General features: G+C 40.5%; 23 protein-coding genes. All 23 read left to right on the forward strand.

Going from position 1 to position 26,904, the window contains the following annotated elements:
* Window positions 1–69 precede the first annotated feature (69 nt).
* The 23 genes from SporoP17a_RS15300 to miaA all read left to right on the forward strand — a co-directional run bounded on the left by SporoP17a_RS15300 (window position 70) and on the right by miaA (window position 26,900).
* On the forward strand, window positions 70–1,638 hold the full coding sequence (locus tag SporoP17a_RS15300) for an ABC transporter ATP-binding protein (RefSeq protein ID WP_083035480.1): 1,569 nt from the start codon (window positions 70–72) through the stop codon (window positions 1,636–1,638).
* Entirely contained in the window at window positions 1,628–2,674 is a 1,047-nt protein-coding gene (locus SporoP17a_RS15305; protein ID WP_083035481.1) for an ABC transporter permease, read from the forward strand. The genes SporoP17a_RS15300 and SporoP17a_RS15305 overlap by 11 nt, the downstream gene beginning before the upstream one ends.
* A gap of 1 nt (window position 2,675) precedes the next feature.
* Window positions 2,676–3,629, forward strand: a complete 954-nt coding sequence (locus SporoP17a_RS15310; RefSeq protein ID WP_083035482.1) for an ABC transporter permease — start codon at window positions 2,676–2,678, stop codon at window positions 3,627–3,629.
* A gap of 209 nt (window positions 3,630–3,838) precedes the next feature.
* Window positions 3,839–5,113: an EF-P 5-aminopentanol modification-associated protein YfmF gene (yfmF, locus tag SporoP17a_RS15315; protein WP_083035483.1), complete on the forward strand. Its 1,275-nt coding sequence runs from the start codon at window positions 3,839–3,841 to the stop codon at window positions 5,111–5,113.
* Window positions 5,110–6,405, forward strand: coding sequence for an EF-P 5-aminopentanol modification-associated protein YfmH (yfmH, locus tag SporoP17a_RS15320; RefSeq protein ID WP_083035484.1), 1,296 nt, complete (start codon window positions 5,110–5,112; stop codon window positions 6,403–6,405). The genes yfmF and yfmH overlap by 4 nt, the downstream gene beginning before the upstream one ends.
* A 2-nt stretch (window positions 6,406–6,407) precedes the next feature.
* Window positions 6,408–7,136 carry an elongation factor P 5-aminopentanone reductase gene (gene ymfI, locus SporoP17a_RS15325; protein WP_083035485.1) on the forward strand — a complete coding sequence of 243 codons (729 nt, stop codon included), beginning with the start codon at window positions 6,408–6,410 and terminating at the stop codon, window positions 7,134–7,136.
* Between the two features lie 131 nt (window positions 7,137–7,267).
* Complete coding sequence (locus tag SporoP17a_RS15330; RefSeq protein WP_083035486.1) at window positions 7,268–8,062, forward strand: DUF3388 domain-containing protein; 795 nt, start codon at window positions 7,268–7,270, stop codon at window positions 8,060–8,062.
* 27 nt (window positions 8,063–8,089) lie between these two features.
* A complete protein-coding gene (locus SporoP17a_RS15335; RefSeq protein WP_167693451.1) occupies window positions 8,090–8,896 on the forward strand; it encodes a helix-turn-helix domain-containing protein in 807 nt (268 codons plus the stop codon).
* A gap of 74 nt (window positions 8,897–8,970) precedes the next feature.
* Window positions 8,971–9,549, forward strand: a complete 579-nt coding sequence (pgsA, locus tag SporoP17a_RS15340; RefSeq protein ID WP_083035488.1) for a CDP-diacylglycerol--glycerol-3-phosphate 3-phosphatidyltransferase — start codon at window positions 8,971–8,973, stop codon at window positions 9,547–9,549.
* 15 nt (window positions 9,550–9,564) lie between these two features.
* A complete protein-coding gene (locus SporoP17a_RS15345; RefSeq protein ID WP_083035489.1) occupies window positions 9,565–10,821 on the forward strand; it encodes a competence/damage-inducible protein A in 1,257 nt (418 codons plus the stop codon).
* 166 nt (window positions 10,822–10,987) lie between these two features.
* Window positions 10,988–12,049 carry a recombinase RecA gene (recA, locus tag SporoP17a_RS15350; protein ID WP_083035490.1) on the forward strand — a complete coding sequence of 354 codons (1,062 nt, stop codon included), beginning with the start codon at window positions 10,988–10,990 and terminating at the stop codon, window positions 12,047–12,049.
* Window positions 12,050–12,587: 538 nt separating this feature from the next.
* A complete protein-coding gene (rny, locus tag SporoP17a_RS15355; RefSeq protein WP_083035491.1) occupies window positions 12,588–14,147 on the forward strand; it encodes a ribonuclease Y in 1,560 nt (519 codons plus the stop codon).
* A gap of 67 nt (window positions 14,148–14,214) precedes the next feature.
* Window positions 14,215–15,012: a TIGR00282 family metallophosphoesterase gene (locus tag SporoP17a_RS15360; protein ID WP_083035492.1), complete on the forward strand. Its 798-nt coding sequence runs from the start codon at window positions 14,215–14,217 to the stop codon at window positions 15,010–15,012.
* A 92-nt stretch (window positions 15,013–15,104) separates the two neighbouring features.
* A complete protein-coding gene (locus tag SporoP17a_RS15365; RefSeq protein WP_083035493.1) occupies window positions 15,105–15,374 on the forward strand; it encodes a stage V sporulation protein S in 270 nt (89 codons plus the stop codon).
* Window positions 15,375–15,526: 152 nt separating this feature from the next.
* On the forward strand, window positions 15,527–17,074 hold the full coding sequence (gene miaB / locus SporoP17a_RS15370; RefSeq protein WP_083035494.1) for a tRNA (N6-isopentenyl adenosine(37)-C2)-methylthiotransferase MiaB: 1,548 nt from the start codon (window positions 15,527–15,529) through the stop codon (window positions 17,072–17,074).
* A complete protein-coding gene (locus SporoP17a_RS15375) occupies window positions 17,074–17,508 on the forward strand; it encodes a YlbF/YmcA family competence regulator (RefSeq protein WP_083035495.1) in 435 nt (144 codons plus the stop codon). The genes miaB and SporoP17a_RS15375 overlap by 1 nt, the downstream gene beginning before the upstream one ends.
* A gap of 119 nt (window positions 17,509–17,627) precedes the next feature.
* On the forward strand, window positions 17,628–18,182 hold the full coding sequence (cotE, locus tag SporoP17a_RS15380; protein ID WP_083035496.1) for an outer spore coat protein CotE: 555 nt from the start codon (window positions 17,628–17,630) through the stop codon (window positions 18,180–18,182).
* A gap of 107 nt (window positions 18,183–18,289) precedes the next feature.
* The gene (locus tag SporoP17a_RS15385; RefSeq protein WP_083035497.1) at window positions 18,290–18,790 is read left to right on the forward strand and encodes an immunoglobulin-like domain-containing protein; all 501 of its coding nucleotides are present in this window, start codon (window positions 18,290–18,292) and stop codon (window positions 18,788–18,790) included.
* A gap of 203 nt (window positions 18,791–18,993) precedes the next feature.
* On the forward strand, window positions 18,994–21,561 hold the full coding sequence (gene mutS / locus SporoP17a_RS15390) for a DNA mismatch repair protein MutS (RefSeq protein ID WP_083035498.1): 2,568 nt from the start codon (window positions 18,994–18,996) through the stop codon (window positions 21,559–21,561).
* Between the two features lie 5 nt (window positions 21,562–21,566).
* Complete coding sequence (gene mutL, locus SporoP17a_RS15395) at window positions 21,567–23,393, forward strand: DNA mismatch repair endonuclease MutL (protein WP_083035499.1); 1,827 nt, start codon at window positions 21,567–21,569, stop codon at window positions 23,391–23,393.
* A gap of 27 nt (window positions 23,394–23,420) precedes the next feature.
* The gene (locus SporoP17a_RS15400; protein WP_083035500.1) at window positions 23,421–25,061 is read left to right on the forward strand and encodes a glycerol-3-phosphate dehydrogenase/oxidase; all 1,641 of its coding nucleotides are present in this window, start codon (window positions 23,421–23,423) and stop codon (window positions 25,059–25,061) included.
* Complete coding sequence (locus SporoP17a_RS15405; RefSeq protein ID WP_083035501.1) at window positions 25,058–25,984, forward strand: alpha/beta hydrolase; 927 nt, start codon at window positions 25,058–25,060, stop codon at window positions 25,982–25,984. Before SporoP17a_RS15400 ends, SporoP17a_RS15405 begins: the two co-directional genes overlap by 4 nt.
* Window positions 25,968–26,900 carry a tRNA (adenosine(37)-N6)-dimethylallyltransferase MiaA gene (miaA, locus tag SporoP17a_RS15410; protein ID WP_083035502.1) on the forward strand — a complete coding sequence of 311 codons (933 nt, stop codon included), beginning with the start codon at window positions 25,968–25,970 and terminating at the stop codon, window positions 26,898–26,900. Before SporoP17a_RS15405 ends, miaA begins: the two co-directional genes overlap by 17 nt.
* Window positions 26,901–26,904: the final 4 nt, after the last annotated feature.

The following is a 26,904-nucleotide window of genomic DNA, read 5'->3' on the forward strand; positions in this document are numbered from 1 at the left end:
ATTATTGAAAATGAGAGTTTATGCTACTTCATTCTATGGAATTCAATTATGGGCAAGGAAGTGATTGGGATGGATTATGTAATAGAGATGCTAGATGTTTCAAAAAAGTTCGGAAATTTTTATGCGAATGATCATATTACATTACAACTAGAGAAAGGCGAGATCCACGCACTGCTTGGTGAAAACGGTGCCGGGAAGTCTACCTTAATGAACGTACTATTTGGTTTATATCAACCAGATGGTGGAGAAATTCGCGTTCGAAGCGAAAGAGTAGCAATTACTGACCCGAACGTAGCAAATGATCTAGGTATTGGGATGGTGCATCAGCACTTTATGTTGGTAGAGAATTTAACGGTGACCGAAAATATTATTTTAGGTAGTGAGCCAACTAAATCCGGAATGATCAACATTAAGGATTCTGCGAAAAAAGTTGCTGAAATTTCAAAGATGTATGGACTGGATGTCGATCCGTACGCGAAGATAGAAGATATATCTGTAGGTATGCAACAACGTGTCGAAATTCTTAAGACACTTTATCGTGGCGCAGATATCCTAATATTTGATGAACCCACTGCATCTTTAACGCCTCAAGAAATTGATGAATTGCTAAGTATTATGAAAAAACTTGTTGCAGAAGGAAAATCAATCATCTTAATCACCCATAAACTGGCAGAAATTATGAATGTGTCAGATAAAGTAACTGTCATCCGTAAAGGTAAAGGAATTGGTACTGTTATTACAGCAGAAACGAATCCCGAAGAATTGGCGACGTTGATGGTAGGACGTCAAGTAACATTTAAAACGGAAAAAGGCCCATCCCACCCGACGGAAGAAGTATTGAAAATAGAAAATCTACAAGTTAATGACTATCGGGGAGTTGCTAAATTAAAAGGACTTAATCTTTCTGTGCGTCGCGGTGAAATAGTTGGAATTGCCGGCATCGATGGTAACGGTCAATCCGAATTAATCGAAGCGATCACGGGCTTGACTAAAGTGAAAAGCGGTAACATTTTTATCAATGATGAAAATGTTACAAATAAAAAACCGCGGAAGATTACTGAAACCGGTATTGGACATATACCACAAGACCGCCATAAGCATGGACTTGTTCTAGACTTCTCAGTGGGGTATAATACCGCGCTTCAATCGTATTATCATGAACCATTATCTAAAGGTGGAATTATGAATTATAAAGTGGTCAATGAAAAAGCGGAAGAACTGATCAAAGAGTACGATGTTAGAACACAGGGGACACATGAATTAGCAAGAGCTTTATCCGGAGGGAATCAGCAAAAGCTGATCATCGGGAGAGAAATAATGAGAAATCCCGATTTACTGATTGCGGCATTACCTACACGTGGTTTGGATGTCGGAGCAATCGAGTTTATTCATCGTCGTCTAATTGAACAGCGTGACAGTGGAAAAGCGGTTTTGCTCATTACGTTTGAATTGGATGAAGTCATGAATGTCTCAGATAAGATTGCAGTTATTTATGACGGGAAAATTGTAGGTACGGTAATTCCGCAAGAAACAACCGAACAAGCATTAGGATTGATGATGGCGGGTCATTCTAAAGATGTTGCGGAGAAAAAAGCACTAGCTGCTGAGAAGGATGGTGATGAGCAGCATGTCGAATAGAATGATCACTATACTGGTTCCGGTAGTTTCGATCTTTTTAGGGCTCTTAGTAGGCGCGATCGTGATGCTGATCAGTGACTATAATCCCATCACAGGCTATATGGCATTATGGAATGGTATTTTTGGTGATTCTTATGCAATCGGTGAAACCATTCGTCAAATCAGTCCATACTTACTTGCAGGGCTTGCAGTAGCATTCGCCTTTAGAACTGGACTTTTCAATATTGGAGTAGAGGGACAATTAATCGTTGGCTGGTTTGCTGCAGCTTACGTAGGGATGGCATTCGATCTTCCGAAAATGATTCACTTGCCTTTCGCACTCATAGCAGCTGCTGCAGCAGGAGCACTATGGGGACTCGTACCTGGTATTTTAAAAGCAACATTGAAAGTACATGAAGTTATCGTCACCATTATGATGAACTACATTGCCTTACATGTAGTGAACGCATTAATAAAAACACTCTCCGGTGGTGGATTTAAATTAGAACGCATCCATGAATCAGCTTCACTTCGTTCAGAGTTCTTATCTAATCTAACGGACTATTCTACATTGCACTACGGAATATTCGTTGCATTAGCTATGGTGGTCGTCATGTGGTTCATTTTAGAGAAAACAAAGACAGGATATGAGTTGAAATCTGTTGGGTATAACGAAAATGCAGCGCGATATGCAGGAATGAGCGCTAATAAGAATATTGTACTGGCAATGGTCATTTCCGGTGCGTTCGCTGGACTTGGGGGCGCGATGGAGGCACTTGGTACGTTTGGTAACATGTCTTCAATGGGTGGCTTTACAGGGATCGGTTTTGATGGAATCGCTGTAGCCTTGCTAGGCGCGAATACGCCTCTTGGTGTAATCTTCGGTGCAACGTTATTCGGCTCATTGAAATATGGCGCGAATAATATGCCAAATGAAGCAGGAATTCCAGTAGAAATCGTTTCGATCATTATTGCATTGGTTATTTTCTTTGTTGCCTGTGGATACATCATCCGTGTAGGACTCATACGTTTGCGTAATAAGAAGGAGGCAAAGTGACATGTTAGATGTATTATATTTCATCATTCCTATAACAATTGCTTCTGCAGCTCCTCTTATTTTCACAGCAATTGGCGGTGTATTCTCTGAACGATCTGGAGTTATTAATATCGGATTAGAAGGCCTCATGATTATGGGGGCATTCATCGGTATCCTATTCAATCTATTTTTCGCGGATACCTTTGGAGCATGGACACCTTGGATTGCGTTACTTGTGGCAATGCTCGTTTCAGCACTATTTGCAACACTTCATGCTATAGCATCTATCTCGTTCCGAGCGGATCAAGTAGTATCAGGTGTAGCGATTAATATGTTAGGTTTGGCTGTTGCATTGTTCTCAGTAAAAATGATTTTTGGCAAAGGTCAAACTGATTTTATTCAACAAAAAATTCCGAGATTCAATGTGCCTTTTTTGGAGGATATTCCAATCATTGGCCCTATGTTTTTTAAGTTAGTCTATGGTTCTTCTATATTGGCGATTGCCGTTGCGTTTATTGCTTGGTTTGTTATTTACAAAACACCATTTGGTTTACGTCTCCGCTCAGTAGGTGAACATCCTATGGCAGCAGACACAATGGGAATTAAAGTAACAAAAATTCGTTATATCGCGGTTCTGATTTCTGGGGGACTTGCAGGAATAGGTGGAGCAGTTTATTCTCAAACCATCACAAATGATTTTGGACATGCGACTATTAATGGACAAGGATTTATGGCGCTAGCAGCGATGATTTTTGGTAAATGGCATCCATTAGGAGCTATGGGAGCCGCGTTATTCTTCGGTTTTGCACAGGCGTTAGCAATTAGTTCTTCTAGTATTAAATTCTTAGAAGATATTCCAGCAGTGTATTTCCATATCTTCCCTTATATTTTAACTATCCTGGCTCTTGCCGGATTCCTTGGGAAAGCGAAAGCACCAAAAGCACTTGGTAAGCCTTACGTTAAAGGAAATAGATAAAAGTTATAAAAGCTACCTGGAGATATATACTCTTCAGGTAGCTTTTATAAGGTTGTAGCGATAAAAAGCCGAAGTTTTCGTTCGTATTTAGCTTTGGTCGTGGTTATTCTCTACCATCCGCACTTAAAAGTTGTATCATTTTCCAAATGACAGGCTAAAATGTATAGTGAGACTAGGAATACATATAATAAGGTAAACGAGGTGTTTGTATGTTCAATAAAACAAAATTACAAAATGGAGTTCATTTGTATATACGGAAAACGGAACAGTTTAAAACAGTGAACGTGACAATTAAGTGGAAAGCGCCATTGGATCAGAAGAAAGCTTCTGAACGTACTGTGTTGGCGAACGTGATGGAAGATTCAACAAAGCAGTATCCCACATTGAGTTCAATGCGCAAGGCGCTCGATGAGTTGTACGGTACGGTATTATTTACGGACGTCTCGAAAAGAAGCTCTCAACATATGGTTTCGCTTTATACGGAATGTGTGAACGATGAGTTTTTTGTAGGGGAAGATATTTTTAAACAGTTATGGCAATTGATCCGTTCTGTAGTATTTGATCCGAATGTAACGAATAAAGCATTTGATCCAGATGTTACAGAAAGAGAAAAGCGTAATGTCCGTGATCGGATACGTTCTATCTATGACGATAAAACACGCTTTGCACAAAAACGTATGCTTGAAATTATGAGACCAGATCATCCGGCCTCCATTTCGGCTTACGGAACCGAAGCTGCAGTGTCCGAGATTACGAATGAAAGTCTTTATGCTACATACGAAGATATGATCAATAATGATTTGATTGATATTTATGTAGTAGGCGATGTAGATGAAAAGGAAATCATCGAGCAAATTAAGCAATTCTTGCCGTTCGAAGCAAGAGATGCAGCGAAACAAAATGACTTGCCGGATGTAAACGTGTCAGGTTCTGTGAATACAGTTAGAGAAAAACAAGACATGAAACAAGGTAAACTTCATCTTGGTTTCCATACACCGGTATCATTCCATCATCCTGATTACCACAAAATGCAAATAACAAATGGTGTTTTCGGTGGCTTTGCTCACAGTAAACTATTCATGAATGTGCGAGAAAAAGAAAGTATGGCATACTATGCGAATAGCGCATTTGCTTCGCATTACGGGATCGTCTACGTCACGGCAGGTATTGATGCAGATTTAGAAGAGAAAGCTGTTAAGCTAATTCTTGAACAACTGACAGCATTACAAAATGGTGATATTACAGAGGTTGAGTTGAGTCAGACGATTGCACTTCTAGAAAACAGTATCTTGAGTGCAAATGATTCAGCCCGCAGTCAGATTGAGATTTATGATCAATATAAAGAGTTAGACGAGAGCTTCACTGCTGAAAGATTGATCCAAAAGTGGGAGTCAGTCACATTGGAAGACATAAAGGAAATGGCGAATACAATTCAATTGGAAATTGTGTATTTGTTGTCAGGTAAGGAGGGCGTTTCCAAATGAAAGAAATAAAATTTGATCAACTTCAAGAGAAGATTTATACAGAAACACTAGATAATGGACTGAAAGTTGTTATTCTACCGAAACGTGGATTTTCCAAAACATTTGTAACGTTTACAACGAAGTACGGCTCCATTGATCGTACATTCAAACCGCACGGCAAAGATGAATTCATCACAGTACCTGATGGTATTGCTCACTTTCTTGAGCACAAAATGTTCGAGAAAGAAGACGGAGATGTATTCCAAAAATTTAGTTTAAATGGCGCTTCTGCAAATGCGTATACAACATTCGGTAGAACGGCATATCTTTTTTCTGCCACTAATAAACTAAAAGAAAACACAAAGGTACTACTCGACTTCGTTCAACAACCATATTTTACAAAGCAAACTGTGGATAAGGAAAAAGGGATCATTGCCCAGGAAATTACAATGTATGACGACCAGCCTGACTGGCGATTATATTTCGGGACAATTGAAAACCTTTATGAAAACCACCCAGTGAAAATCGATATTGCGGGAACTGTCGAATCTATTCAGGATATTACGGCTGAACATTTATATACATGTTATGAGACGTTCTATCACCCGTCGAATATGCTATTGTTTATTGTTGGAGCAGTGAAGCCAGAGGAAATGATGGCATTTGTTAAAGAAGATCAAGCAAAGAAATCATTTGATAAACCTGAAGCGATTGAACGTCAATTCCCGACTGAATCCAAAAAAGTGGATGTGCCTGAACGTACATTGACAATGGATGTTTCGAAACCCAAATTGAATATTGGTATGAAATGTAATGAAATCGATCTACAGGGCCAAGAAATGCTTGAAACAGAGTTGTCAGCAAATCTCGTACTAGATAGTCTATTCGGTCGTACATCTGCATTTTACGAAAAAGCGAATGCAGAGGGCTTAGTTGATGAATCATTCTCCTATGAATTCTCTATGGAAGAAGGCTACGGCTTTGCCATGGTCGGTTCTGATACAGATGAGCCAGAGCGCTTAGAAGAGTTAATTCGTCATACGATTAAAGATGCGAAAACCAATTGGCCGGTGCAAGAAGAAGATTTGGACAGAATGCGTAGAAAAAAAATCGGTCAATTTATGCGTTCATTGAACTCCATTGAATTTATCGCAAATCAATATACTCGATATGAATTTAACAAAATGAATTTATTTGATGTCGTACCGACTTTGGAAAACTTATCGATGGATAAGTTAAAACAAGCATTTGCGACTTTCTCCGATGACAGTAGCTATACAATCTTCAAAGTACTGCCACCGAAAACGCAATGAGTATGACGCGTTTTGCTCTCGTTTTAGGGGCTTCTGGAGGAATTGGAGAAGCGATCTGTAAACAACTAGCTGAAGCGGGATGGTCTTTGTATTTGCATTATAATACGAATAAAAATCAGCTCAATCAATTGCGTGTGGAGTTAGAAGAGACATACCCTACCCAGCATTTCCGTAGTGTGCAAGCTGATTTTAGAGTGGAGCAAGCGGCAGAACAATTAGCGGCAAGCATTCAAAGTGTTCAAGCAATTGTTGTAGCCAACGGTCAGGCAGTCGTAAAACTGCTGTTGGATACAAGTGAAATGGACATGGCGGAATTGTGGCAGGTTCATATGCAAAATCCAGCTCGGTTAATTGCGCTGTTATCTGAAAAACTACGCAAGCATGATGTTTCTTATATTACGTTTATAGGATCGATATGGGGCAGTGCGGGAGCTGCGGGTGAGGTAATGTATTCGGCAGTCAAGGGAGCTCAGCATGCTTTTGTCAAAGCATATGCAAAGGAATCTGCCTATTCAGGCATACGAGTCAATGCGATTGCCCCCGGGTGGATTGATACCCGCATGAATCAGGAGTTTTCTACTGAGGAGCGTCAGATGGTACTTGATCAAATTCCACTTTTGTCTGTTGGAACACCGCAGGAAATAGCAAATATGGTCGAATTTATGCTGAGTGGCAAAGCAGATTATATGACAGGTGAAATAATTCAAATCAATGGTGGCTGGTATATGTAAGGCCTTGAGAAAAGGACAATGCCTGTTGTCCTTTTCTTTTCTTCTTTAATTCGCTTTCGTTATCCGCTATTATAGAACTAAGTGCATACTTGTTATGCTGAAAAAAGTGGCTTTATGAGGGAGTGTGTTGAATGGGACAGTGGTATGTCGAATATGAGTTACAAGTCAATCGGCCTGGGTTACTAGGGGATATTGCTTCGTTGCTTGGTATGTTGCGAGTAGATATTGTGACCATTAATGGAGTGGATGGCAGATACCGTGGTATGCTCGTTCACACCGATCATGATCAGCAAATTAAACGTTTCGAGTTAATCGCATCTACTATGGATGCAATTGTGATCCATAAGATCAGAGAACCTAAGTTGCGTGATGTATTGGCTGTTCGTCACGGACACTATATTCAGCGCGGAACTGATGACCGAAGAACGTATCAGTTCATAAGAAGTGAGCTTGGAATTTTAGTAGACTTTTTAGCAGAGATTTTCAAACAAGATGGTCATAAGCTAATCGGTGTTCGCGGCATGCCGCGGGTAGGCAAAACGGAATCCGTAGTAGCAGCAAGTGTTTGTGCCAATAAGAAATGGGTCTTTTTGTCTTCTACAATGATTAAACAAACGATTAGAACGAGTATGATGGGTGATGAGTTCTCAGACGATAACATCTTTATACTTGATGGAATCGTGACGCGAAAAACCTCTGACGAACGTCATATGCAATTAGTGCGTGAAATCATGGGCTTGCCGACCATTAAAGTGGTCGAGCATCCGGATATGTTCGTGAAGCAATCTGAATATACAATTGAAGACTTTGATATTATCATAGAGTTACGCACAACTGTGGATCAAGAGATCACTTACGACATTTTAGAAAAGAATGATCCTATGTCCAACCGTAATCCTATGGGCGGGTTCAATATGTTTAATTGATCGAAATGAGTTAGGTGGGTGTTGAGTTTGATCGGAATTGGTGCTCGTTTGAAAGAAGCGAGGATTTCAAAAGGATTGACGCTAGAAGATTTGCAGGACAGTACGAAAATTCAACAACGTTACCTGTCGGCAATTGAAAATGAAGAATTTCAAGTTATTCCTGGCGCCTTTTACGTTCGTGTTTTTATTAAACAGTATGCAGAAGCGGTGGACTTGGACGCGGATGAAATACTCAATCTTTATCAAGATGAGTACGAAGATGCAGTGCAAGAGAAACAAGAGAAGACTGTACCAGCCACCATGCAACGAAGTGCAAGTTCAAAGCAAAATAATGAGTTAAGAGAAGCGATGCCAAAAATAATTGTTGCACTATTTATCATCATGATTTTTGTTATTGTTTATACTTTATTACGAGACAAAGCGACAGATCCGGCTCTAGATCGGGAATCAACAGAACCTGGTTCATCAGTCATGACGGATGAACCAGGTTCTGTGGAAGTCGAGAAACCTAAGCAGCCATTTGAACATGCTTCGACTGTGGGTGAAACGTCTACATTCAAACTGTCTGATTCTGACGAAATTATATTGATTGTCAAAACGACAGGAAGGTCTTGGATCTCAGTAACCGATCAAGATGGCAAAGAACGGATGCCTGAACCAAGCGGTGCCCGAGTAGTTCAAGAAGGTGAAACTATTGAAATTGAAGCGAACGATGCGGAAAGTTTAAGAATACGAGTTGGTAATTACGAGAACGCGGAGTTGTCCGTTAATGGGCAACGCATAGATTACCCAACAGACCTTATCCCACAAAATATCGTATTAAAAAAACCGTAGAAAAATAGTCATCTAAAAAGGTGACTATTTTATTCTTTACAAATAGAATATGCTGTTAGGAAGGTGGACATGTAATGAATTTACCAAATAAGATTACGCTCTCCAGAGTATGTATGATCCCTGTTTTCATCCTGTTTCTTGCAGTGGATTTCGGATGGGGGATGATTCAGTTAGGTGGAACTGAAATGCCTATTGAACATTTGGTGGGCGCAATCATCTTTATCATAGCTTCTACAACTGATTGGTTAGATGGATATTTAGCAAGGAAAAACAACCTAGTGACAAATATGGGGAAGTTTTTGGATCCGTTAGCAGATAAATTATTAGTTTCAGCTGCATTTATCTTGTTAGTGGAATTGGGGACGGCTCCTGCCTGGATTGTCATCGTCATTATTAGTAGAGAGTTCGCAGTTACAGGATTACGTTTAATTTTAGCAGGTGGTGGTGAAGTAGTAGCAGCCAACCAGTTAGGTAAAATTAAAACAGTTGCGCAAATTCTAGCGATCACACTTCTTTTATTGCATAATATTTTCTTCGAAGCGATTGGTATTCCGTTCGGAACGATTATGTTATACATAGCATTAGTGTTTACAGTCTGGTCAGGTGTTGATTACTTCATTAAAAATCGTAAAATTTTAGTCGAGTCCATGTAAGGGGGAACGGTATTCATGAAAGCAGAAATAATTGCGGTAGGATCCGAGCTTCTATTAGGGCAAATTACCAATACTAACGCAAGGTTCATATCAGCTAGATTGGCTGAAGTGGGAATTGATGTGTATTGTCATACGGTCGTAGGAGATAATCCTAAACGTTTGTCACAAACAATCCAATTAGCTCAGCAGCGTGCGGATATTCTCATCTTTAGTGGGGGTCTCGGACCAACAAAAGATGACCTGACAAAACAAACTATTGCACTTGAATTGGACTGTGAGCTTGTATCTGATGAAGATGCAATGAAGACGATCGAAGATTATTTTACTCACGCCGGCAAAGTGATGACAGAAAATAATAAACAGCAAGCTCTTGTGTTAAAAGGATCTACAGTATTGCCAAATCGAAATGGCATGGCACCTGGTATGGCGATAGGTAAAAATAATAAACAGTACATTTTATTGCCGGGTCCGCCTCATGAAATGGAGCCCATGTTCGAACATGAAGCGATTCCATATTTACTTGGTGTATACGGGAAACAAGATGTAATTTCTTCTAAAGTATTGAAGTTGCAAGGGATCGGTGAGTCGGAATTGGAAGTTCGTATCCAGTCCGTTCTAGAGAAGCAAACGAACCCTACAATTGCACCATTGGCCTCACCCGGCATGGTCAATTTACGCATTACTGCAAAAGCGAAAACAGAAGAAGAAGCACAGAAATTGATATTACCTGTAGAACAAGAAATTCGCTCTATTGTTGGGGAGTTTATCTATGGTGTAGATGAAGATACGCTTGCTTCCAAAACGACTGAACTTTTGCTACAAAATGATTGGACTATTTCTGTGGCAGAAAGTCTAACTACCGGAATGTTTATGGCGGAACTTGGTTCAGAAGCAGGAATCGGCAATGCGCTAAAAGGTGGCGTAGTAGTGTATAATAAAGAGATGAAAATCGAGCAATTAGATATATTGCCTTCCTTGCTTGATTTCCATGGGATTGTCAGTGCAGAATGTGCTGAAGCTATGGCTGAAAGTGTGAAAGAACGATTTACCACGACATTTGGAGTGAGTCTGACAGGTGCAGCGGGTCCTGAACCGCATGATGGACAGCCACCTGGTACAGTTTGGATCGGCATTGCAGCAGAAGGTATGAAGACAGCATCTTATAAGTTACAGCTATCAAGTTCTCGTGATTCAAATCGTAAACGTTCCGTTCAATTTGCTTTACATTATCTCATTCAAAAAATGAAAGAGAAAAAAGAACTGAAGTATTGAATTTTGCCTTTGAATTAGCTATCAAAAATCAATTTATCCCCGCTTTTTGTGCTTGTTTTTTAATTTCTACACTCAGTTTATCGAATACCCGTTCGTTTAATTCTTGTGTATTACGTTGAAAAAAGGTATACTAAGAGTAGAAAAAGAGTTTGAGGAGGAATTATAATTGAGCAATCGTAAAGCGGCACTAGATATGGCATTAAAACAAATAGAGAAACAATTTGGTAAAGGTTCTGTCATGAAAATGGGTGAAAAGACAGATCTTCAAATTGATACATCATCATCGGGTTCATTGGCTTTGGATGCCGCATTAGGAATAGGCGGATATCCACGTGGACGAGTAATTGAAATATATGGACCAGAAAGCTCTGGTAAAACGACTGTTTCGTTGCACGCAATTGCAGAAGTGCAGGCAAGCGGTGGTACTGCAGCTTTTATTGATGCGGAACACGCATTAGACCCTGTTTATGCAAAAAAATTAGGTGTTAATATCGATGACTTACTATTATCACAGCCGGATACGGGTGAGCAAGCATTAGAAATCGCAGAAGCACTTGTTCGTTCTGGTGCGGTAGATATTGTCGTAGTGGACTCGGTAGCAGCACTTGTTCCAAAAGCAGAAATTGAAGGCGAAATGGGAGACGCACATGTTGGTTTGCAAGCTCGTTTGATGTCTCAAGCGTTGCGTAAACTTTCAGGTGCAATTAATAAATCAAATACTATTGCTGTATTCATTAACCAAATTCGTGAAAAAGTAGGCGTCATGTTTGGTAATCCAGAGGTAACGCCTGGTGGACGTGCATTGAAGTTCTATGCTTCTGTTCGTCTTGAAGTACGAAGAGGCGAAGCGATTAAGCAAGCTAATGATATTATGGGTAACAAAACAAGAATCCGTGTTGTGAAAAATAAGGTAGCCCCTCCATTCCGTACAGCGGAAGTAGATATCATGTATGGTGAAGGAATTTCAAAAGAGGGCGAAATTCTCGATCTAGGCTCGGAGTTAGAAGTCGTCCAAAAGAGTGGTGCTTGGTATTCTTATGAAGGCGAGCGTTTAGGACAAGGCCGTGAAAACGCAAAGCAATTCTTGAAAGAAAACTTGAAAATGCGTGATGAAATTGCATCTAAGATCCGTGAATCATACGGTTTAAATGCTACAAACTACGTAATCGCAGCACATGATGAAGAAGATGAACTTGATGACTTACTAACACTTTCAGAAGAGAAGTAAGCTATTCATGTAAAACCGCCAATTCAAAAATTGGCGGTTTTTTTAACAAGTTAAAAATAACCAACCTGCATAAGTATGGCATTCTTTGTCTTGTCATGGAACTAGAATTGCAATTGAATAAATAGATAAAGTGTAAAGTGAGGATACTCGAGTAAACCAAACAAAAAGCTTCAGTAGAATCATTTTTCCTCTATCATTCCTTGACACAATAAAAATACAACTATACAATTAAAGTGGCGTATTATATACGTCCTATATTTAACAAACCAATCAATTGTTTTTGGCGGTATATTGATTTTAACTTAATTCAGCAATATGAAAAATTAAGTAAAAAGTAGTGACATCAATAGAAATTTAGTCCCGAAACAACAGGTTTTCTACTACCCGTTGGATTAAGTTAAGCCTTCGGCGTTTTCACAGATCGTCGGGACATTATCGGGAAGCTCCGATAACAAGTAAAGTGAATATATTCGCCGTGGCAAAATTGATTATACGAGCCGACTGAAAAGAAAAGAATAAGCAGAAGGAGGTGACCTCAATGGGTATTGAAATACTCATCTCCGTTTTGCTAAGTCTCATCGTCGGTGCAGTTGTTAGCTTTTTTATATTGAAAAATGTGAATGATTCAAAAGTAACTGGTGCCAAGCATACTGCCAACCAACTCGTCGAAGAGGCGAAGCGTGAAGCGGAGTCAGTGAAGAAAGAGGCACTGTTAGAAGCGAAAGATGAAACTCACGAACTGCGGATTGAAGCAGAAACAGAAGTCCGTGAGAGAAGGACGGAATTACAGAAACAAGAAAACCGTCTCTTACAGCGTGAAGAAAACCTTGATCGCAAGGATGATGCGCTCAATAAAAGAGAAGCAGGTCTAGAGCGCAAAGAAGATGCGCTATTAGAAAGACAACAGCATATTGAAGAGATGGAACGCAAAGCGGAACAACTCGTTACTACACAAAAGACTGAACTGGAAAGAATTTCTTCGTTAACAAGAGATGAAGCAAAGCGCATTATCTTGGAAGATGTAGAAGAAGAGCTAGCTACTGATATTGCTGTCATGACAAAAGAATCCGAGCAAAGAGCTAAAGAGGAATCCGAACGTAAAGCCCGTGAAATCCTATCATTGGCATTGCAACGGTTTGCGGCAGATCATGTGGCAGAAACAACAGTCTCTGTCGTTAATTTACCAAATGATGAGATGAAAGGTCGCATCATTGGTCGAGAAGGGCGAAATATTCGCACACTCGAGACGCTTACAGGAATTGATCTGATTATTGACGATACGCCGGAAGCTGTCATTCTTTCTGGTTTTGATCCAGTTCGAAGAGAAACAGCAAGATTGGCTCTGGAGAAGTTAGTTCAGGATGGACGAATCCACCCTGCACGTATCGAAGAAATGGTCGACAAATCCAGAAGAGAAGTGGACGAGTTAATTCGAGAAAAGGGAGAACAAACTACATTCGATGTAGGTGTTCACAACTTGCATCCGGATATGATCAAAATTCTTGGTCGCTTGCACTTCCGCACGAGTTACGGACAGAACGTCTTGAAACACTCAATCGAAGTAGCCTATTTAACTGGCTTACTGGCAGCAGAGCTTGGAGAAGACGTTACACTTGCTAGACGTGCCGGTTTACTTCATGATATTGGTAAAGCGATAGACCACGAGGTAGAAGGTAGTCACGTACAAATTGGTAAAGAATTAGCAGTGAAATATAAAGAACATCCAGTTGTCATTAACAGTATTGCTTCCCATCACGGTGATGAAGAAGCAACTTCAGTTATAGCAGTACTTGTAGCAGCGGCAGATGCATTATCTGCAGCGAGACCAGGTGCTCGTAGTGAAACACTGGAAAACTATATAAAACGTCTGCAAAAACTTGAAGAAATTTCGGAATCATACGAAGGTGTTGAGAAGTCATTTGCCATTCAGGCAGGACGGGAAGTGCGAATTATTGTTCGCCCTGAACAGATCGATGATATTACCGCACATCGCTTAGCACGTGATATACGAAAGCAAATTGAGGAAGAATTAAACTATCCAGGGCATATCAAAGTGACGGTCATACGGGAGACCCGCGCAGTCGAGTATGCAAAATAATACCTAACACAAAACAGCTTCCGGTTCGTTTGGAAGCTGTTTTCATTTTGGAAAGAGGTTATTGTAAATGAAAGTACTATTTATTGGAGATATCGTAGGATCAATGGGAAGAGAAATGGTGATGGATTATTTATCGCGTTTGAAACGCAAATATCAAGCAGATGTGATCATCGCAAATGGTGAAAATGCAGCTTCAGGCAGAGGAATTACAAAATCCATCTATCATGATTTATTGCATGCGGGAGTAGATGTTATCACGATGGGTAACCATACTTGGGATCAACGTGAGATTTATGATTTTATAGATGAAGTGGATTACTTGATTCGTCCTGCTAACTTCTCAGAACAAGCACCAGGTAAAGGCATGACATCGATAACAAAAAATGGCGTTACTCTTTCTGTGATTAATTTACACGGCCGCACATTTTTGCCTCCACATGATGATCCGTTTGCAAAAGCAGATGAATTGGTGGAAGAAGCCTTGCAAACATCGCCGTTAGTCTTTGTTGATTTCCATGCAGAAGCAACAAGTGAAAAGATTGCAATGGGCTGGCATTTAGACGGGAAAGTATCCGCTGTCGTAGGAACACATACACATGTACAAACTGCTGACGATCGAATTTTACCAGGCGGGACTGCCTATTTAACAGATGCAGGAATGACAGGCCCGTATGATGAGATTTTAGGAATGAAAAAAGAAGATGTATTATATCGTTTCTATACTAACTTGCCAACACGCTTTGAGGTACCGAAAAGTGGAAGACCTCAGCTAAACGGTATGTTTGTAGAATTGGATGACAAAACAGGCAAGGCACTTAAAATTGAGCGGATTCGAATCAACGAAGATCATCCGTTCAAAAACTAAATATCTAGGTGTCTAAATCCTCCTTGCTTATCATAGGATGTTGTATGGAATATACGCTTTCCATAGACATTGCAAAATAAGGAGGAAATATCGTGAGTCCCTTAAAAGTATCATCTCGCTCAAATCCGAACTCAGTAGCAGGAGCATTGGTTGCAGTTATTCGTGAACAAGGCTATGCCGAGATCCAGGCAGTCGGTGCTGGAGCATTAAATCAAGCAGTGAAGGCAATTGCTATCGCAAGAGGATTCGTAGCACCAAGCGGAGGCGACTTAATTTGTGCGCCTGCCTTCACCGATATTGAAATCAATGGGGAAGCTAGAACGGCACTCAAACTTTTCATTGAAAAAAAAGAGCGCAAGTAGAATACAAAAGACCACGAGCACTTCATTCGTGGTCTTTTTTTCATGACAAACCAGCGACATTTTCCCGCATTGCTGTCATATCAGACAAAACTTCAGTATAATAACATCATGTATGCTTATTTCCCGATAAGTAATAGAAAGGGGCTTCTACAATGAATGAAGAACAGCGCTTGCAAGCTGGACTCGCTACAAAAAATAATTCAAAACCAGACATTAAAGAGAAAGACTATAGCAAATACTTCGAGTCTGTGTATAGCGGGCCTTCTCTAAAAGACGCAAAAAAACGCGGGAAAGAAGAAGTGGAATATCACGATAACTTTCAAATAGATCAACGCTTTAGAGGAATGGGACAAGGTCGAAAGTTCTTTATTCGAACATTTGGCTGTCAAATGAACGAACACGATACGGAAGTGATCGCAGGGATTCTAATGGCATTAGGATATGATGCAACTGACAATGTAAAAGAAGCAGACGTTATATTACTCAATACATGCGCAATCCGTGAAAATGCTGAAAATAAAGTGTTTGGTGAATTAGGTCATTATAAACCACTCAAATTGACAAACCCTGATTTGTTAATCGGCGTTTGTGGTTGCATGTCGCAAGAGGAATCCGTTGTAAATAAAATTTTAAAAACGTATGATCAAGTAGATATGATTTTTGGAACACATAATATCCATCGTTTGCCGAACATTTTACATGAAGCCTATATGTCAAAAGAGATGGTCATAGAAGTGTGGTCAAAAGAAGGCGACGTGATTGAAGATTTACCGAAGGTTCGTAACGGCAAGGTGAAAGCATGGGTTAATATTATGTATGGATGCGATAAGTTCTGTACGTACTGTATCGTGCCGTATACACGTGGAAAAGAACGCAGCAGACGACCGGATGACATCATTCAGGAAGTCCGTCAGCTGGCTGCAGAGGGATATAAAGAGATTACCTTGCTTGGTCAGAACGTCAATGCGTACGGCAAAGACTTTGATGATATCAATTACCGGCTGGGTGACCTGATGGATGCCCTGCGTTTGATTGATATACCCCGGATTCGTTTCACAACGAGTCATCCGCGTGACTTCGATGATCACTTAATTGAAGTGCTCGCAAAAGGTGGCAATCTTGTCGATCATATTCATTTGCCCGTTCAGTCAGGTTCATCCGATATGCTGAAAATTATGGCCCGTAAATACACACGCGAAAGTTACTTGGAGTTAGTAAATAAAATTAAAACTGCGATTCCTACTGCATCATTGACAACAGATATAATTGTTGGATTCCCCAATGAAACAGACGAACAGTTTGAAGAAACGATGTCTCTTTATCGTGAAGTCGGTTTCGATATGGCGTTCACATATATCTATTCACCGCGTGAAGGAACACCGGCTGCGAAGATGCAGGATAATGTAACAATGGAAGTGAAAAAGGAGCGTTTACAGCGTCTAAACAAGCTGGTAAACGAACTGTCTGCAGAAGCGATGAAGCCATATGAAGGACAGATTGTAAAAGTGCTGGTTGAAGGGGAAAGTAAGAAGAACCCTGATGTACTCGCCGGTTATACAGAAAAAAGCAAGCTGGTAAACTTTGTAGGGCCGCGTTCTGTAATCGGTAAGATAGTGGAAGTTCAAATTAAAGAAGCAAAATCATGGTCACTAAACGGTGAATTCATCGGAGTGGTCAAAGAGGAAAAGGTGATGTCATAATGGAAAAGAAGTTTACGAAAGACGAAATTATAGAAAAAGCACGTGATTTGGCACATATGTTGGCAAATACAGAGGAAGTTGAATTTTATAAGCGTGCAGAAGCCCAAATCAATGAAAATCAAAAAGTACGTGAAAAAATTGCTAGTATGAAATCACTTCAAACACAGGCAGTGAACTTCCAAAACTACGAAAAAGAACGTGCATTAAAAGCGATCGAAAAGAAAATCGAACAAGTTCAAGGTGAAATTGATGCGATTCCATTGGTACAAGAATTCAAACAGTCTCAAGACGAAGTGAATGACTTGCTGCAACTGGTTTCCAATACAATCGCAAACAGTGTAACAGATGAAATTATTGAATCAACAGGCGGCGATTTATTGCGCGGCGAAACAGGCTCATATGTAAAGAATACACAGAAAAAATCATTGTCTTAAATATAAAATCGGCTAAGGAGAAAATTCCTTGCCGATTTTTTCAATTTTTGGGCTGCTGTTGCATAGGATGGATAGAAGCCAAAGAAGGAGGAAGAAAACTGAAAAACTTACGACAAATTGTGACGAAAGCTGTTATCGCCAAAGGGAAGCATCGATCAGAAACTACTGAGCTGCTGAAGCCACCTAATCGTCCTTCCAGCATATTAGGGTGTTGGGTGATTAATCACACGCATCAAGCCAAGAAAGTCGGTTCGCATGTGGAAGTAACAGGTAGTTTTGATGTGAATGTTTGGTACTCACATCATGATCATTCCAAAACATCTGTCTTTACTGAGTCGGTACCTTATAAGGATAAGATCGCATTGCATTATCGCGATGAGCCGACATCGGCTAAAGAAGAAACGATTGTCACAGTATTACAGCATCCTAACTGTACAGAGGCTAGTATTTCTGAATGTGGCCAAAACTTTTCAATTTCTATTGAAAGAGAATTATTAGTCGAGATGATCGGTGAGACAAAAGTTTCTGTAACCATTCATCCTCATCCACATGATGAAGAGTGGCCAATACTAGAATCAGAGTCTTCATCTGTTGTGATGGAAGATAAAACGAATAAAGAAGTTCCGAATCAAGAGAGGCCTCACCAACCACCACGTAAAGATTCACCATTTTAAAAGCCGGAGATTCACCGGCTTTTTTTCTTTTGTAATCAGTAGAAGAAATGATGTGGGTCAAGTTAATTTTATAATAATAGATGTAGTCTATAGATAGGAGGGATCCTATGGTAAAGTTAAAATGGCTTATACTTCTATTTGCCTTGACACTGCTGACGTCATGTGGAAAAGGAAATACAATACAAACTCTCACAGCCCCTTCACCGCAACAGGAACTGAAATCACATGAGCGGGGTTTGACATTCTTGATCTCTGAACATCAATACGAGGAAGGCATGCCGTTATTCCATACGATATTGAAGAATGATAGCCAAACCAGTTATGAATATGGTGAATACTATCAAATAGAAGTATTCAAAAATGACGAATGGTATACGTTAACGCATTCTGATTCCGTGTTCTATGAAAATCCACGTTTTACTAATCTGGGTTATTTGCTCGCGCCAGGCAAGGATATTCAACAATCATTTTCTGTAGAGACTCTTGGAGTGACACTCGTACCCGGTCAGTATCGACTAGTGAAAATATTTTTGAAACCTGTAGCTCCCCATTATACAGTAATACTCGCCGTTCCATTTACAGTGACTTCTAAGCACGAAATAGCATAATAGTAGAATACTGATATAGAAAATAATAAACTATCTTGGCTTATCAAAAGCGGGGATGGTTTTTATTTGTTTTCTACAGAATGATTCATTTATCTAGCTATGTCTATCTTCCTTTTTAAGCTACATCGACCCCTTTTGATTCGTTAAGTCTAAAGGTGTTTGGTATAATGTATAGAAAATGAGCGAGAAAAAGAGGGTTTACCATGTCTGAACATACACCAATGATGCAACAATATTTGAAAATTAAAGAGCAATATACAGACGCATTTCTATTCTTCCGTTTAGGAGATTTCTATGAAATGTTTTTTGAGGATGCGGTTAATGCATCTGCATTATTAGAAATTACGTTAACGAGCAGGGATTCAGGTGCACGAGAACGTATACCGATGTGCGGCATACCTTATCATTCCGCTACCGGATATATTGAAACATTAATCCACAAAGGTCATAAAGTAGCGATATGTGAACAAATGGAAGATCCGCGAAACGTTAAAGGAATTGTGAAACGTGAAGTCGTTAAAGTTATTACACCTGGTACATTAACGGAAGGTAAAACGATTGATGTCGAGGCCAATCATTTCATCGGTGCTATCGATAGCTTGGGCGATCAATGTTACGCATTAGCTTATCTTGATGTTGGTACTGGGGAAGGAAAAGTAGAGTTGATTGAGGGAAGTGAGCGAACGCTACTGGCAGAAATCGAAGCGCTTGGCATGAAGGAAATTATTGTTGATCAACAACTTCATGTTATTTTGGCAGAACTGTTCGAAAGCCGCGAAATTATGCTTTCAATTGAAGATACGGAGCATTCGGGGTCAATTGGTCACGATACATATGATCATCTCCCAAAAGAACTACAGGAAGCTTGCCGTAAATTGCAATCGTATCTACTTCGTATGCAAAAAATGGTTTTCGGTCATATTCGACCTTTCATTTATATAGAGAAAGATGCAAAGTTATCAATTGATGCGAACTCAATGCGAAATTTAGAGCTCGTGCAAACGATTCGGACCGGCAAAAAAGAAGGGACATTATTCTGGGTACTCGACGAAACTGTTACGGCGATGGGTGCGAGGAAGTTACGGATGTGGATTCATCAGCCTTTGGCGCAGCGCCAAGCGATTGAAGAACGTCTGGAAACTGTAAATAATTTAGTTGATGAGTATTTCTTGCGTGAAGAGTTATTAGAAGAATTACATGAAGTCTACGATGTAGAACGACTTGCAGGAAGAATTTCTATGGGCAGTGCAAGTGCACGCGATCTAGCGCAACTACGAAATTCTTTGTCACATATACCGAAACTAAAACAGTTGCTTGAAGACTCGAAGCGTCCTATGTTGCAGCGTTTTGCTGATCGTATGGATCCTTGCGGGGAAACATTCCAACTATTATCAGATGCTATTGCAGTAAACCCGCCGATATCTAGTAAAGACGGTGGATTAATTTTGGACGGCTATCATGAAAAACTAGATGAGCTTCGAAATGCATCTCGTAACGGAAAAACATGGCTAGCACAACTTGAGCAGAAAGAGCGACAACTGACGGGAATAAAAACTTTGAAAATCGGCTATAATCGGGTCTTTGGGTATTATATCGAAATTACTAAATCCAATATTCATTTAGCTGACTTATCTCGCTACGAACGTAAGCAGACACTAGCGAACGCGGAGCGATACATAACGACGGAGCTAAAAGAAAAAGAAGAACTAATTCTAAACGCGGAAGCGGACAGCCAGACATTGGAGCTGGACTTATTCCAGTCGGTTCGCGAACAAGTAAAGGATGATGTACAACGAATTCAACAATTAGCTTCTGTGATTAGTGAACTGGATGTTTTGCTATCATTTGCTAAAGTGTCCGAAAAGAATCAATATGTTCGGCCGGAATTCCATACAGGGAAGGCAGTCGACATTCAAAACGGCCGGCATCCAGTCGTTGAAAAAATGATGAATCATTCACTGTATATCCCAAATTCGTGTACGCTAGCTGAAGAGGAAAATATGTTGCTTATTACGGGTCCTAATATGTCGGGTAAAAGTACGTATATGCGTCAAGTAGCTTTGACTGTAGTGATGGCTCAAATCGGTTGTTTCGTCCCTTGTGAAACAGCTACACTGCCTATTACAGATCAAATTTTCACACGAATAGGAGCAGCAGATGACGTGGCATCTGGACAGAGTACATTCATGATGGAAATGATGGAGTCTCAATATGCATTGGCTCATGCGTCGTCCCATAGCCTTTTGTTGTTTGACGAGATCGGGCGTGGTACTTCAACGTATGACGGGATGGCACTTGCACAAGCCATGATGGAATATATCCATGAGGAAATCGGAGCTAACACATTATTTTCTACACACTATCATGAACTCACACAATTGGAAGATGTATTAGATCGCTTATTAAATGTCCATGTCGCGGCCAAAGAGCAAAATGGTAAAGTCGTATTCCTTCATAAAGTATTATCCGGTGCAGCCGATCGAAGCTACGGAATTCATGTAGCTGAGCTAGCAGGTCTACCTGCCGACGTTGTGGGACGTGCGAAAACCTTATTACAGCGATTTGAAGAAGATAGTACAATGAAAGGCGTCTCTTCTGTGTCAGAGCAGCTCGCTTTGTTTGATACGGATAGTGAACCGACTGTTTCTGTGGAAACACAAAAATTACTTGATGAAATTGAAGCGGTAGATTTGATGAATATGACACCGATGCAAACGATGCAAAAAATAATGGAGTGGAAAGAACGTTTGACAACTGAGAAGAAGGGGTGAAGCGGATGAATCAAATTCACATCATGGAAGACACACTGGCCAATAAAATTGCGGCGGGAGAAGTGGTGGAACGTCCTGCTTCCATCGTCAAGGAACTAGTGGAAAATGCGATTGATGCGCAAAGTACCAAAATCGAAGTAACTCTCGTCGAAGCAGGGTTGTCTTCCATTCGAGTGACCGATAACGGCAAGGGTATGTCCGAAGAGGATGCAATCCGCTGTTTCGAAAGGCATGCTACTAGTAAAATAACTAATGAGCATGACTTGTTTCGAATACGTACGCTCGGTTTTCGCGGAGAGGCATTAGCAAGTATCGCGGCAGTATCAAAAGTATCGTTATGGACTTCGGATGGCGTAGACGGGGCTGTTGTAGAGATTGAGGGCGGTAAAGTACTGAAATATCAAGCGGGGGCTTTACGAAAAGGGACAGACTTTCTTATTCAACATCTATTCTTCAACACACCAGCACGTTTAAAATATATGAAAACCATTCAGACGGAACTCGGACATACGATAGATTTATTGAATCGATTAGCACTGAGTCATCCTGACATTTCTTTTACACTCACTCACGATCATCATGAAGTTCTTAGAACATCGGGTTCAGGAGACATATTACGGGTATTATCAGATATATACGGTGTCGGAGTTGCGCGGAAAATGATACCGTTCCAAAAAGAAGATGCTGATTTCAAAGTGAAGGGTTTTATTACACTTCCTGAGATGACACGTGCATCTAAAAATTATATTTCACTTTTAATGAATGGACGTTGGATTAAAAGCTATGCAGGAACGCAAGCAGCTATTGATGCGATGCATACGTACTTGCCTATTGGTAGGTTTCCAATTGCAGTTATTGATATTACAGCAGATCCTATTTTGACAGATGTCAACGTACATCCCGCGAAGCGGCATATTCGTATTAGTAAAGAAGGGGAATTACTCTCCTTGATAAAGGGAGCAATCAGGGAGGCTATTCAAGGAGTCACTATTATCCCTGACGCTGTAAAGAAAGAGAAGCCTGTTAAAAGAGACTCAGAACAACAGACGATTTGGACACCTTCCTATCGTCGGCCTGAAGTGACGGTTCCGTTAGAAGGACGAGAAATACAACCATCCATTGTTCCTGCGGAAGAGCCTATTATAAAGCAACCCACGCCAGTCTTTCCTGAAGCTATTTTTGAACAGCAGGAAGAACCCGTGCCACAAGAGCCTGTTGTCTATGAACAGGAACAGCAGGAGAAGAGTCATTTCCCTTCAATCGCACCGATCGGACAAGTTCATGGAACGTATATAGTGGCGCAAAATGAAGATGGGTTTTATTTAATCGACCAGCACGCAGCGCAAGAACGAATTAAATATGAATACTTTAAAGTGAAACTTGGCCAGGTGGATGCAGGTGAACGTCAGCAATTACTTTTGCCACTTGTTTTCCATTACTCAGCTGATGAACAAGTAAAAATAGAAGAGTGTAAAGATGCATTGGAAGAAGTCGGTGTATTTTTAGAAGCGTTCGGTCCAGCGACATATACCGTAAAAGAGTATCCTTCATGGTTCCCTGAAGGACAAGCAACTTCGATCATAGAAGAAATGATTGAGCAAGTACTCGAGAAACGCAAAGTCGACGTCGAGAAATTGCGTGAAGAAAGTGCGATTATGATGAGTTGTAAAAAATCGATCAAAGCAAATTATTACTTAAGGCAAGAAGATATGGAACGCTTACTCACGGATCTAGGGGCTTGTCATAATCCATATACATGTCCGCATGGTCGTCCGGTATTGATCCATTTTACAACGTATGAATTAGAGAAAATGTTTAAACGAGTGATGTAACATAGCACATCAGAAAGGAGCGATTGTATGTTTTCTACATTAGAAAGATCGAGCAGAATTCAGGACTTGAGAAACTTTTCATTCGATGTTTTAGTTGTCGGTGGAGGGATCACAGGTGCAGGAATCGCATTGGATGCGGCTGCGAGAGGATTTTCGGTTGCCCTGATTGATATGCAAGACTTTGCGGCAGGAACATCTAGCCGTTCAACAAAACTGATACATGGTGGTTTGCGCTATTTAAAACAATTAGAAGTGAAAATAGTGGCAGAAACGGGAAAGGAACGAGAAATCGTTTTCCGTAATTCTCGAAATATCACGAAATCAAGACCTATGCTATTGCCGATCTATCAAAAAGGAACGTATGGCAAGTACTCCACTTCGGCTGGGCTTCTCGTCTACGATTTACTAGCAGGTGTAAAGCCTGCAGAACGCCGTGAGATGTTGACGAAAGAAGAAACGGCTGAACTTGAACCATTACTGAAAAAAGAGCGGTTAAAAGGTGGCGGTCATTATGTGGAGTATCAGACGGATGATGCGCGTTTGACAATTGAGGTACTGAAGAAAGCGGCAGAAAAAGGTGCGCTTTGTCTGAACTATATGAAGTGCGAACAATTTAACTTTGAGAAAGATCGTGTCGTTGGAGCAGTCTTAAGTGATCAACTAACGGGTGAACGATTTTCCGTGGCGGCTTCAATGGTAATCAATGCATCCGGTCCATGGGTTGACGAACTACAAAAGAAAATCAGCAGCAAACATAAAAAGCGATTACACATTACGAAAGGTGCCCATATTGTAGTAGATCAATCTATATTCCCGTTGCAACAAGCAATTTATTTTGATAACTCGGATGGCCGAATGTTATTCGCCATTCCACGGGATAATAAAACGTATATCGGTACGACTGATACATTTTATTCGGATGATAAACAGCATCCTATAGCGACAGAAGATGATATACACTACATCATGGAAGCAGTTCGCGAAATTTTCCCAAGCATTCATTTGCAACGCCAACATGTGGAATCCACATGGGCCGGCATTCGACCATTGATTGCGCAAGACGGCAAGGATGCATCTGAGATTTCAAGAAGAGATGAAGTGTGGGAAACAGTTCCTGGATTACTGACGATTGCAGGGGGAAAGTTAACAGGCTATCGACAAATGGCGGAAATTGTAGTGGATCGAATTAATGAACAACTAGAAAAGCCGTCTATTAAGCCATGTGAAACGAAGAATATCCCTGTATCAGGAAGTGATTTCATAGACGATGAAGCCTTAAGGCAATTTATTGAATTACAGGCAGCGCGAGCACCCCAGTTCGGACTAACTCCACAACAAGGGACGCGTCTTGCTTCATTTTATGGAAGAAATAGTGAAAAAGTTTTCCGATTCGCCCACGCGATTTCAGCAGAGGAGAACAATTTGCCAATCAGTTTGCGTGCGGAGATCTTATATGGAATTCATCATGAAATGGTCACATCGCCAAGTGATTTCTTTATCCGCAGAAAAGGGGATCTGTATTTCCAGATCGATGTTGTGGAATCATTAGCGACACAAGTAATCGACTATATAGCAAAGTTGTTGCATTATACAGACAGTGAGAAATCTATTCATGCTAATGATTTGAAAAATGCAATTGCAGAAGCGAAAGGAAGTGCAAGTTCATGACAGACCAGTGGATTGAAATGCGTGATGGCACTAAAGTGTATAGTACGAGTTATACACCTGATACTAAGCCGGTAGCCCGTGTGCATATCATTCACGGATTGGCTGAACATAGCGGTCGCTATAAACGATTCGCAGAGTACTTGCAGTCACAAGGGTATGTCGTAACGTTGCATGACCAAAGAGGTCACGGTAAGACGGCTACGGAAAATGGTTTTGTTTACGGCTATATAGGTAAGTCTGCTACATTTGACCAATTAGTAGATGATACGTTTGAAGTGAATCAAGTGTATCAACTACAATACCCAGAGCTACCGGTAGTGCTATTGGGACATAGTATGGGTTCTTTCGTTGCAAGGCGCTATATCCAGCTATACGGCTCTACGCTAAGCAAAGTCATCCTGTCGGGTACTGGAACCAATTCTGAGCTTACTGCACATGCTGCGATTGCATTGGCTTCGTATAGAGAAAATAAATTCCCAAAAGAGCAACCGGATGAGTTCTTGAACAGTTTGGTCTTCGGTAATTATTCGAAACAATTTCCTGATGAAAGTGAATTTGCTTGGCTATCACGCGATGTGGAGAGTGTAGTTGATTATGAAGAGGATGGAGCATGTGGATTTGTGCCAACTGCTCAACTGTTTCGTGTGTTACTTGAAGGAATGAATTCATTGGAAGTGCCAGAATTCCTACTAAACATCCCGAATGAATTACCGATTTTATTACTTTCTGGCACAGATGACTTGGTCGGGGACCGTGCTAAAGGTGTATGGAAAGTAGCCAAACAATTCGATAAAGCTAATCAACAATACGTCACCGTTCAGCTATATGAAGGTGGAAGACATGAAATGCTACAAGAAACAAACTATAAACAAGTTTATACAACTATCGTGGAATGGATGAAACGACATGAACTTACCCGTTGATGTACTAGCAGTAGTAGGACCGACTGCTTCAGGGAAAACAGCGCTTAGCGTGGCACTTGCAAAACGATTTAATGGGGAAATCATTAACGGTGATGCAATGCAAGTATATAAAGAATTGGATATCGGTACGGCTAAGATTCATCATTCTGAAATGCAGGGGATTCCACATCATTTCTTTGATGTAAAAGAACCGACAGAATCATTTTCTGTAGCGGAATATCAACTAGCTGTCAGGCAATGGATTGACGATATTCGATCACGTGGAAAACTACCTATTATTGTTGGCGGCAGTGGAATGTATGTTCAGTCGGTTTTGTTTGATTATCGATTTACAGAACAAGCAGCTGATTCTGAAGTGAGAGCGCGTTTAGAACGAGAGCTTGCAGTAGAAGGGGCAGATGTATTACACGCGAGGCTAGCAGAATTGGATCTGAAAAGTGCAGAGAAAATTCATCCGAATAATCATAGACGTCTAGTCCGTGCACTGGAGATACTCGAAGTGACGGGCCAAACAAAACAAGACCATGAACAACAGCAAGGGAATCAACCTATGTATCACTCCTTAATTATTGGACTAGATCTTCCTAGGGAGTTACTGTATGAACGAATCGATCTGCGTGTAGAACAAATGGTTGAAGCGGGATTACTTAATGAGGTACAGCAACTCTGGAATAAAGGAATTCGTCAAACTCAATCCGTACAAGCGATAGGCTATAAAGAACTGATTTCCTACTTTGACGGACTATTGACAAAAGAGCAGGCAATAGAAGCGATAATGAAAAACACACGCAATTATGCAAAAAGGCAGCTGACCTACTTCCGTAATAAATTGCCTGTCCAGTGGGTAGATGCGAATCAATCGAGTGAAGAAATTTTTCGAACAACTTGTCAGATAATAAAGGATTTTCAGAAGTAAGTAT

The organism is Sporosarcina ureae (assembly GCF_002082015.1).
Classification (GTDB): domain Bacteria; phylum Bacillota; class Bacilli; order Bacillales_A; family Planococcaceae; genus Sporosarcina; species Sporosarcina ureae_A.

What these genes read in the sequence shown, in the direction of transcription:
- SporoP17a_RS15360 (WP_083035492.1), top strand. Translation starts at nt 14,215, where the DNA reads ATGAAAGTACTATTTATTGGAGATATCGTAGGATCAATGGGAAGAGAA.
- SporoP17a_RS15330 (WP_083035486.1), top strand. Translation starts at nt 7,268, where the DNA reads ATGGGACAGTGGTATGTCGAATATGAGTTACAAGTCAATCGGCCTGGG.
- SporoP17a_RS15375 (WP_083035495.1), top strand. Translation starts at nt 17,074, where the DNA reads ATGGAAAAGAAGTTTACGAAAGACGAAATTATAGAAAAAGCACGTGAT.
- SporoP17a_RS15405 (WP_083035501.1), top strand. Translation starts at nt 25,058, where the DNA reads ATGACAGACCAGTGGATTGAAATGCGTGATGGCACTAAAGTGTATAGT.
- SporoP17a_RS15300 (WP_083035480.1), top strand. Translation starts at nt 70, where the DNA reads ATGGATTATGTAATAGAGATGCTAGATGTTTCAAAAAAGTTCGGAAAT.
- miaB (WP_083035494.1), top strand. Translation starts at nt 15,527, where the DNA reads ATGAATGAAGAACAGCGCTTGCAAGCTGGACTCGCTACAAAAAATAAT.
- SporoP17a_RS15305 (WP_083035481.1), top strand. Translation starts at nt 1,628, where the DNA reads ATGTCGAATAGAATGATCACTATACTGGTTCCGGTAGTTTCGATCTTT.
- SporoP17a_RS15310 (WP_083035482.1), top strand. Translation starts at nt 2,676, where the DNA reads ATGTTAGATGTATTATATTTCATCATTCCTATAACAATTGCTTCTGCA.
- SporoP17a_RS15400 (WP_083035500.1), top strand. Translation starts at nt 23,421, where the DNA reads ATGTTTTCTACATTAGAAAGATCGAGCAGAATTCAGGACTTGAGAAAC.
- miaA (WP_083035502.1), top strand. Translation starts at nt 25,968, where the DNA reads ATGAACTTACCCGTTGATGTACTAGCAGTAGTAGGACCGACTGCTTCA.
- rny (WP_083035491.1), top strand. Translation starts at nt 12,588, where the DNA reads ATGGGTATTGAAATACTCATCTCCGTTTTGCTAAGTCTCATCGTCGGT.
- yfmH (WP_083035484.1), top strand. Translation starts at nt 5,110, where the DNA reads ATGAAAGAAATAAAATTTGATCAACTTCAAGAGAAGATTTATACAGAA.
- pgsA (WP_083035488.1), top strand. Translation starts at nt 8,971, where the DNA reads ATGAATTTACCAAATAAGATTACGCTCTCCAGAGTATGTATGATCCCT.
- SporoP17a_RS15385 (WP_083035497.1), top strand. Translation starts at nt 18,290, where the DNA reads ATGGTAAAGTTAAAATGGCTTATACTTCTATTTGCCTTGACACTGCTG.
- mutL (WP_083035499.1), top strand. Translation starts at nt 21,567, where the DNA reads ATGAATCAAATTCACATCATGGAAGACACACTGGCCAATAAAATTGCG.
- mutS (WP_083035498.1), top strand. Translation starts at nt 18,994, where the DNA reads ATGTCTGAACATACACCAATGATGCAACAATATTTGAAAATTAAAGAG.
- yfmF (WP_083035483.1), top strand. Translation starts at nt 3,839, where the DNA reads ATGTTCAATAAAACAAAATTACAAAATGGAGTTCATTTGTATATACGG.
- ymfI (WP_083035485.1), top strand. Translation starts at nt 6,408, where the DNA reads ATGACGCGTTTTGCTCTCGTTTTAGGGGCTTCTGGAGGAATTGGAGAA.
- SporoP17a_RS15345 (WP_083035489.1), top strand. Translation starts at nt 9,565, where the DNA reads ATGAAAGCAGAAATAATTGCGGTAGGATCCGAGCTTCTATTAGGGCAA.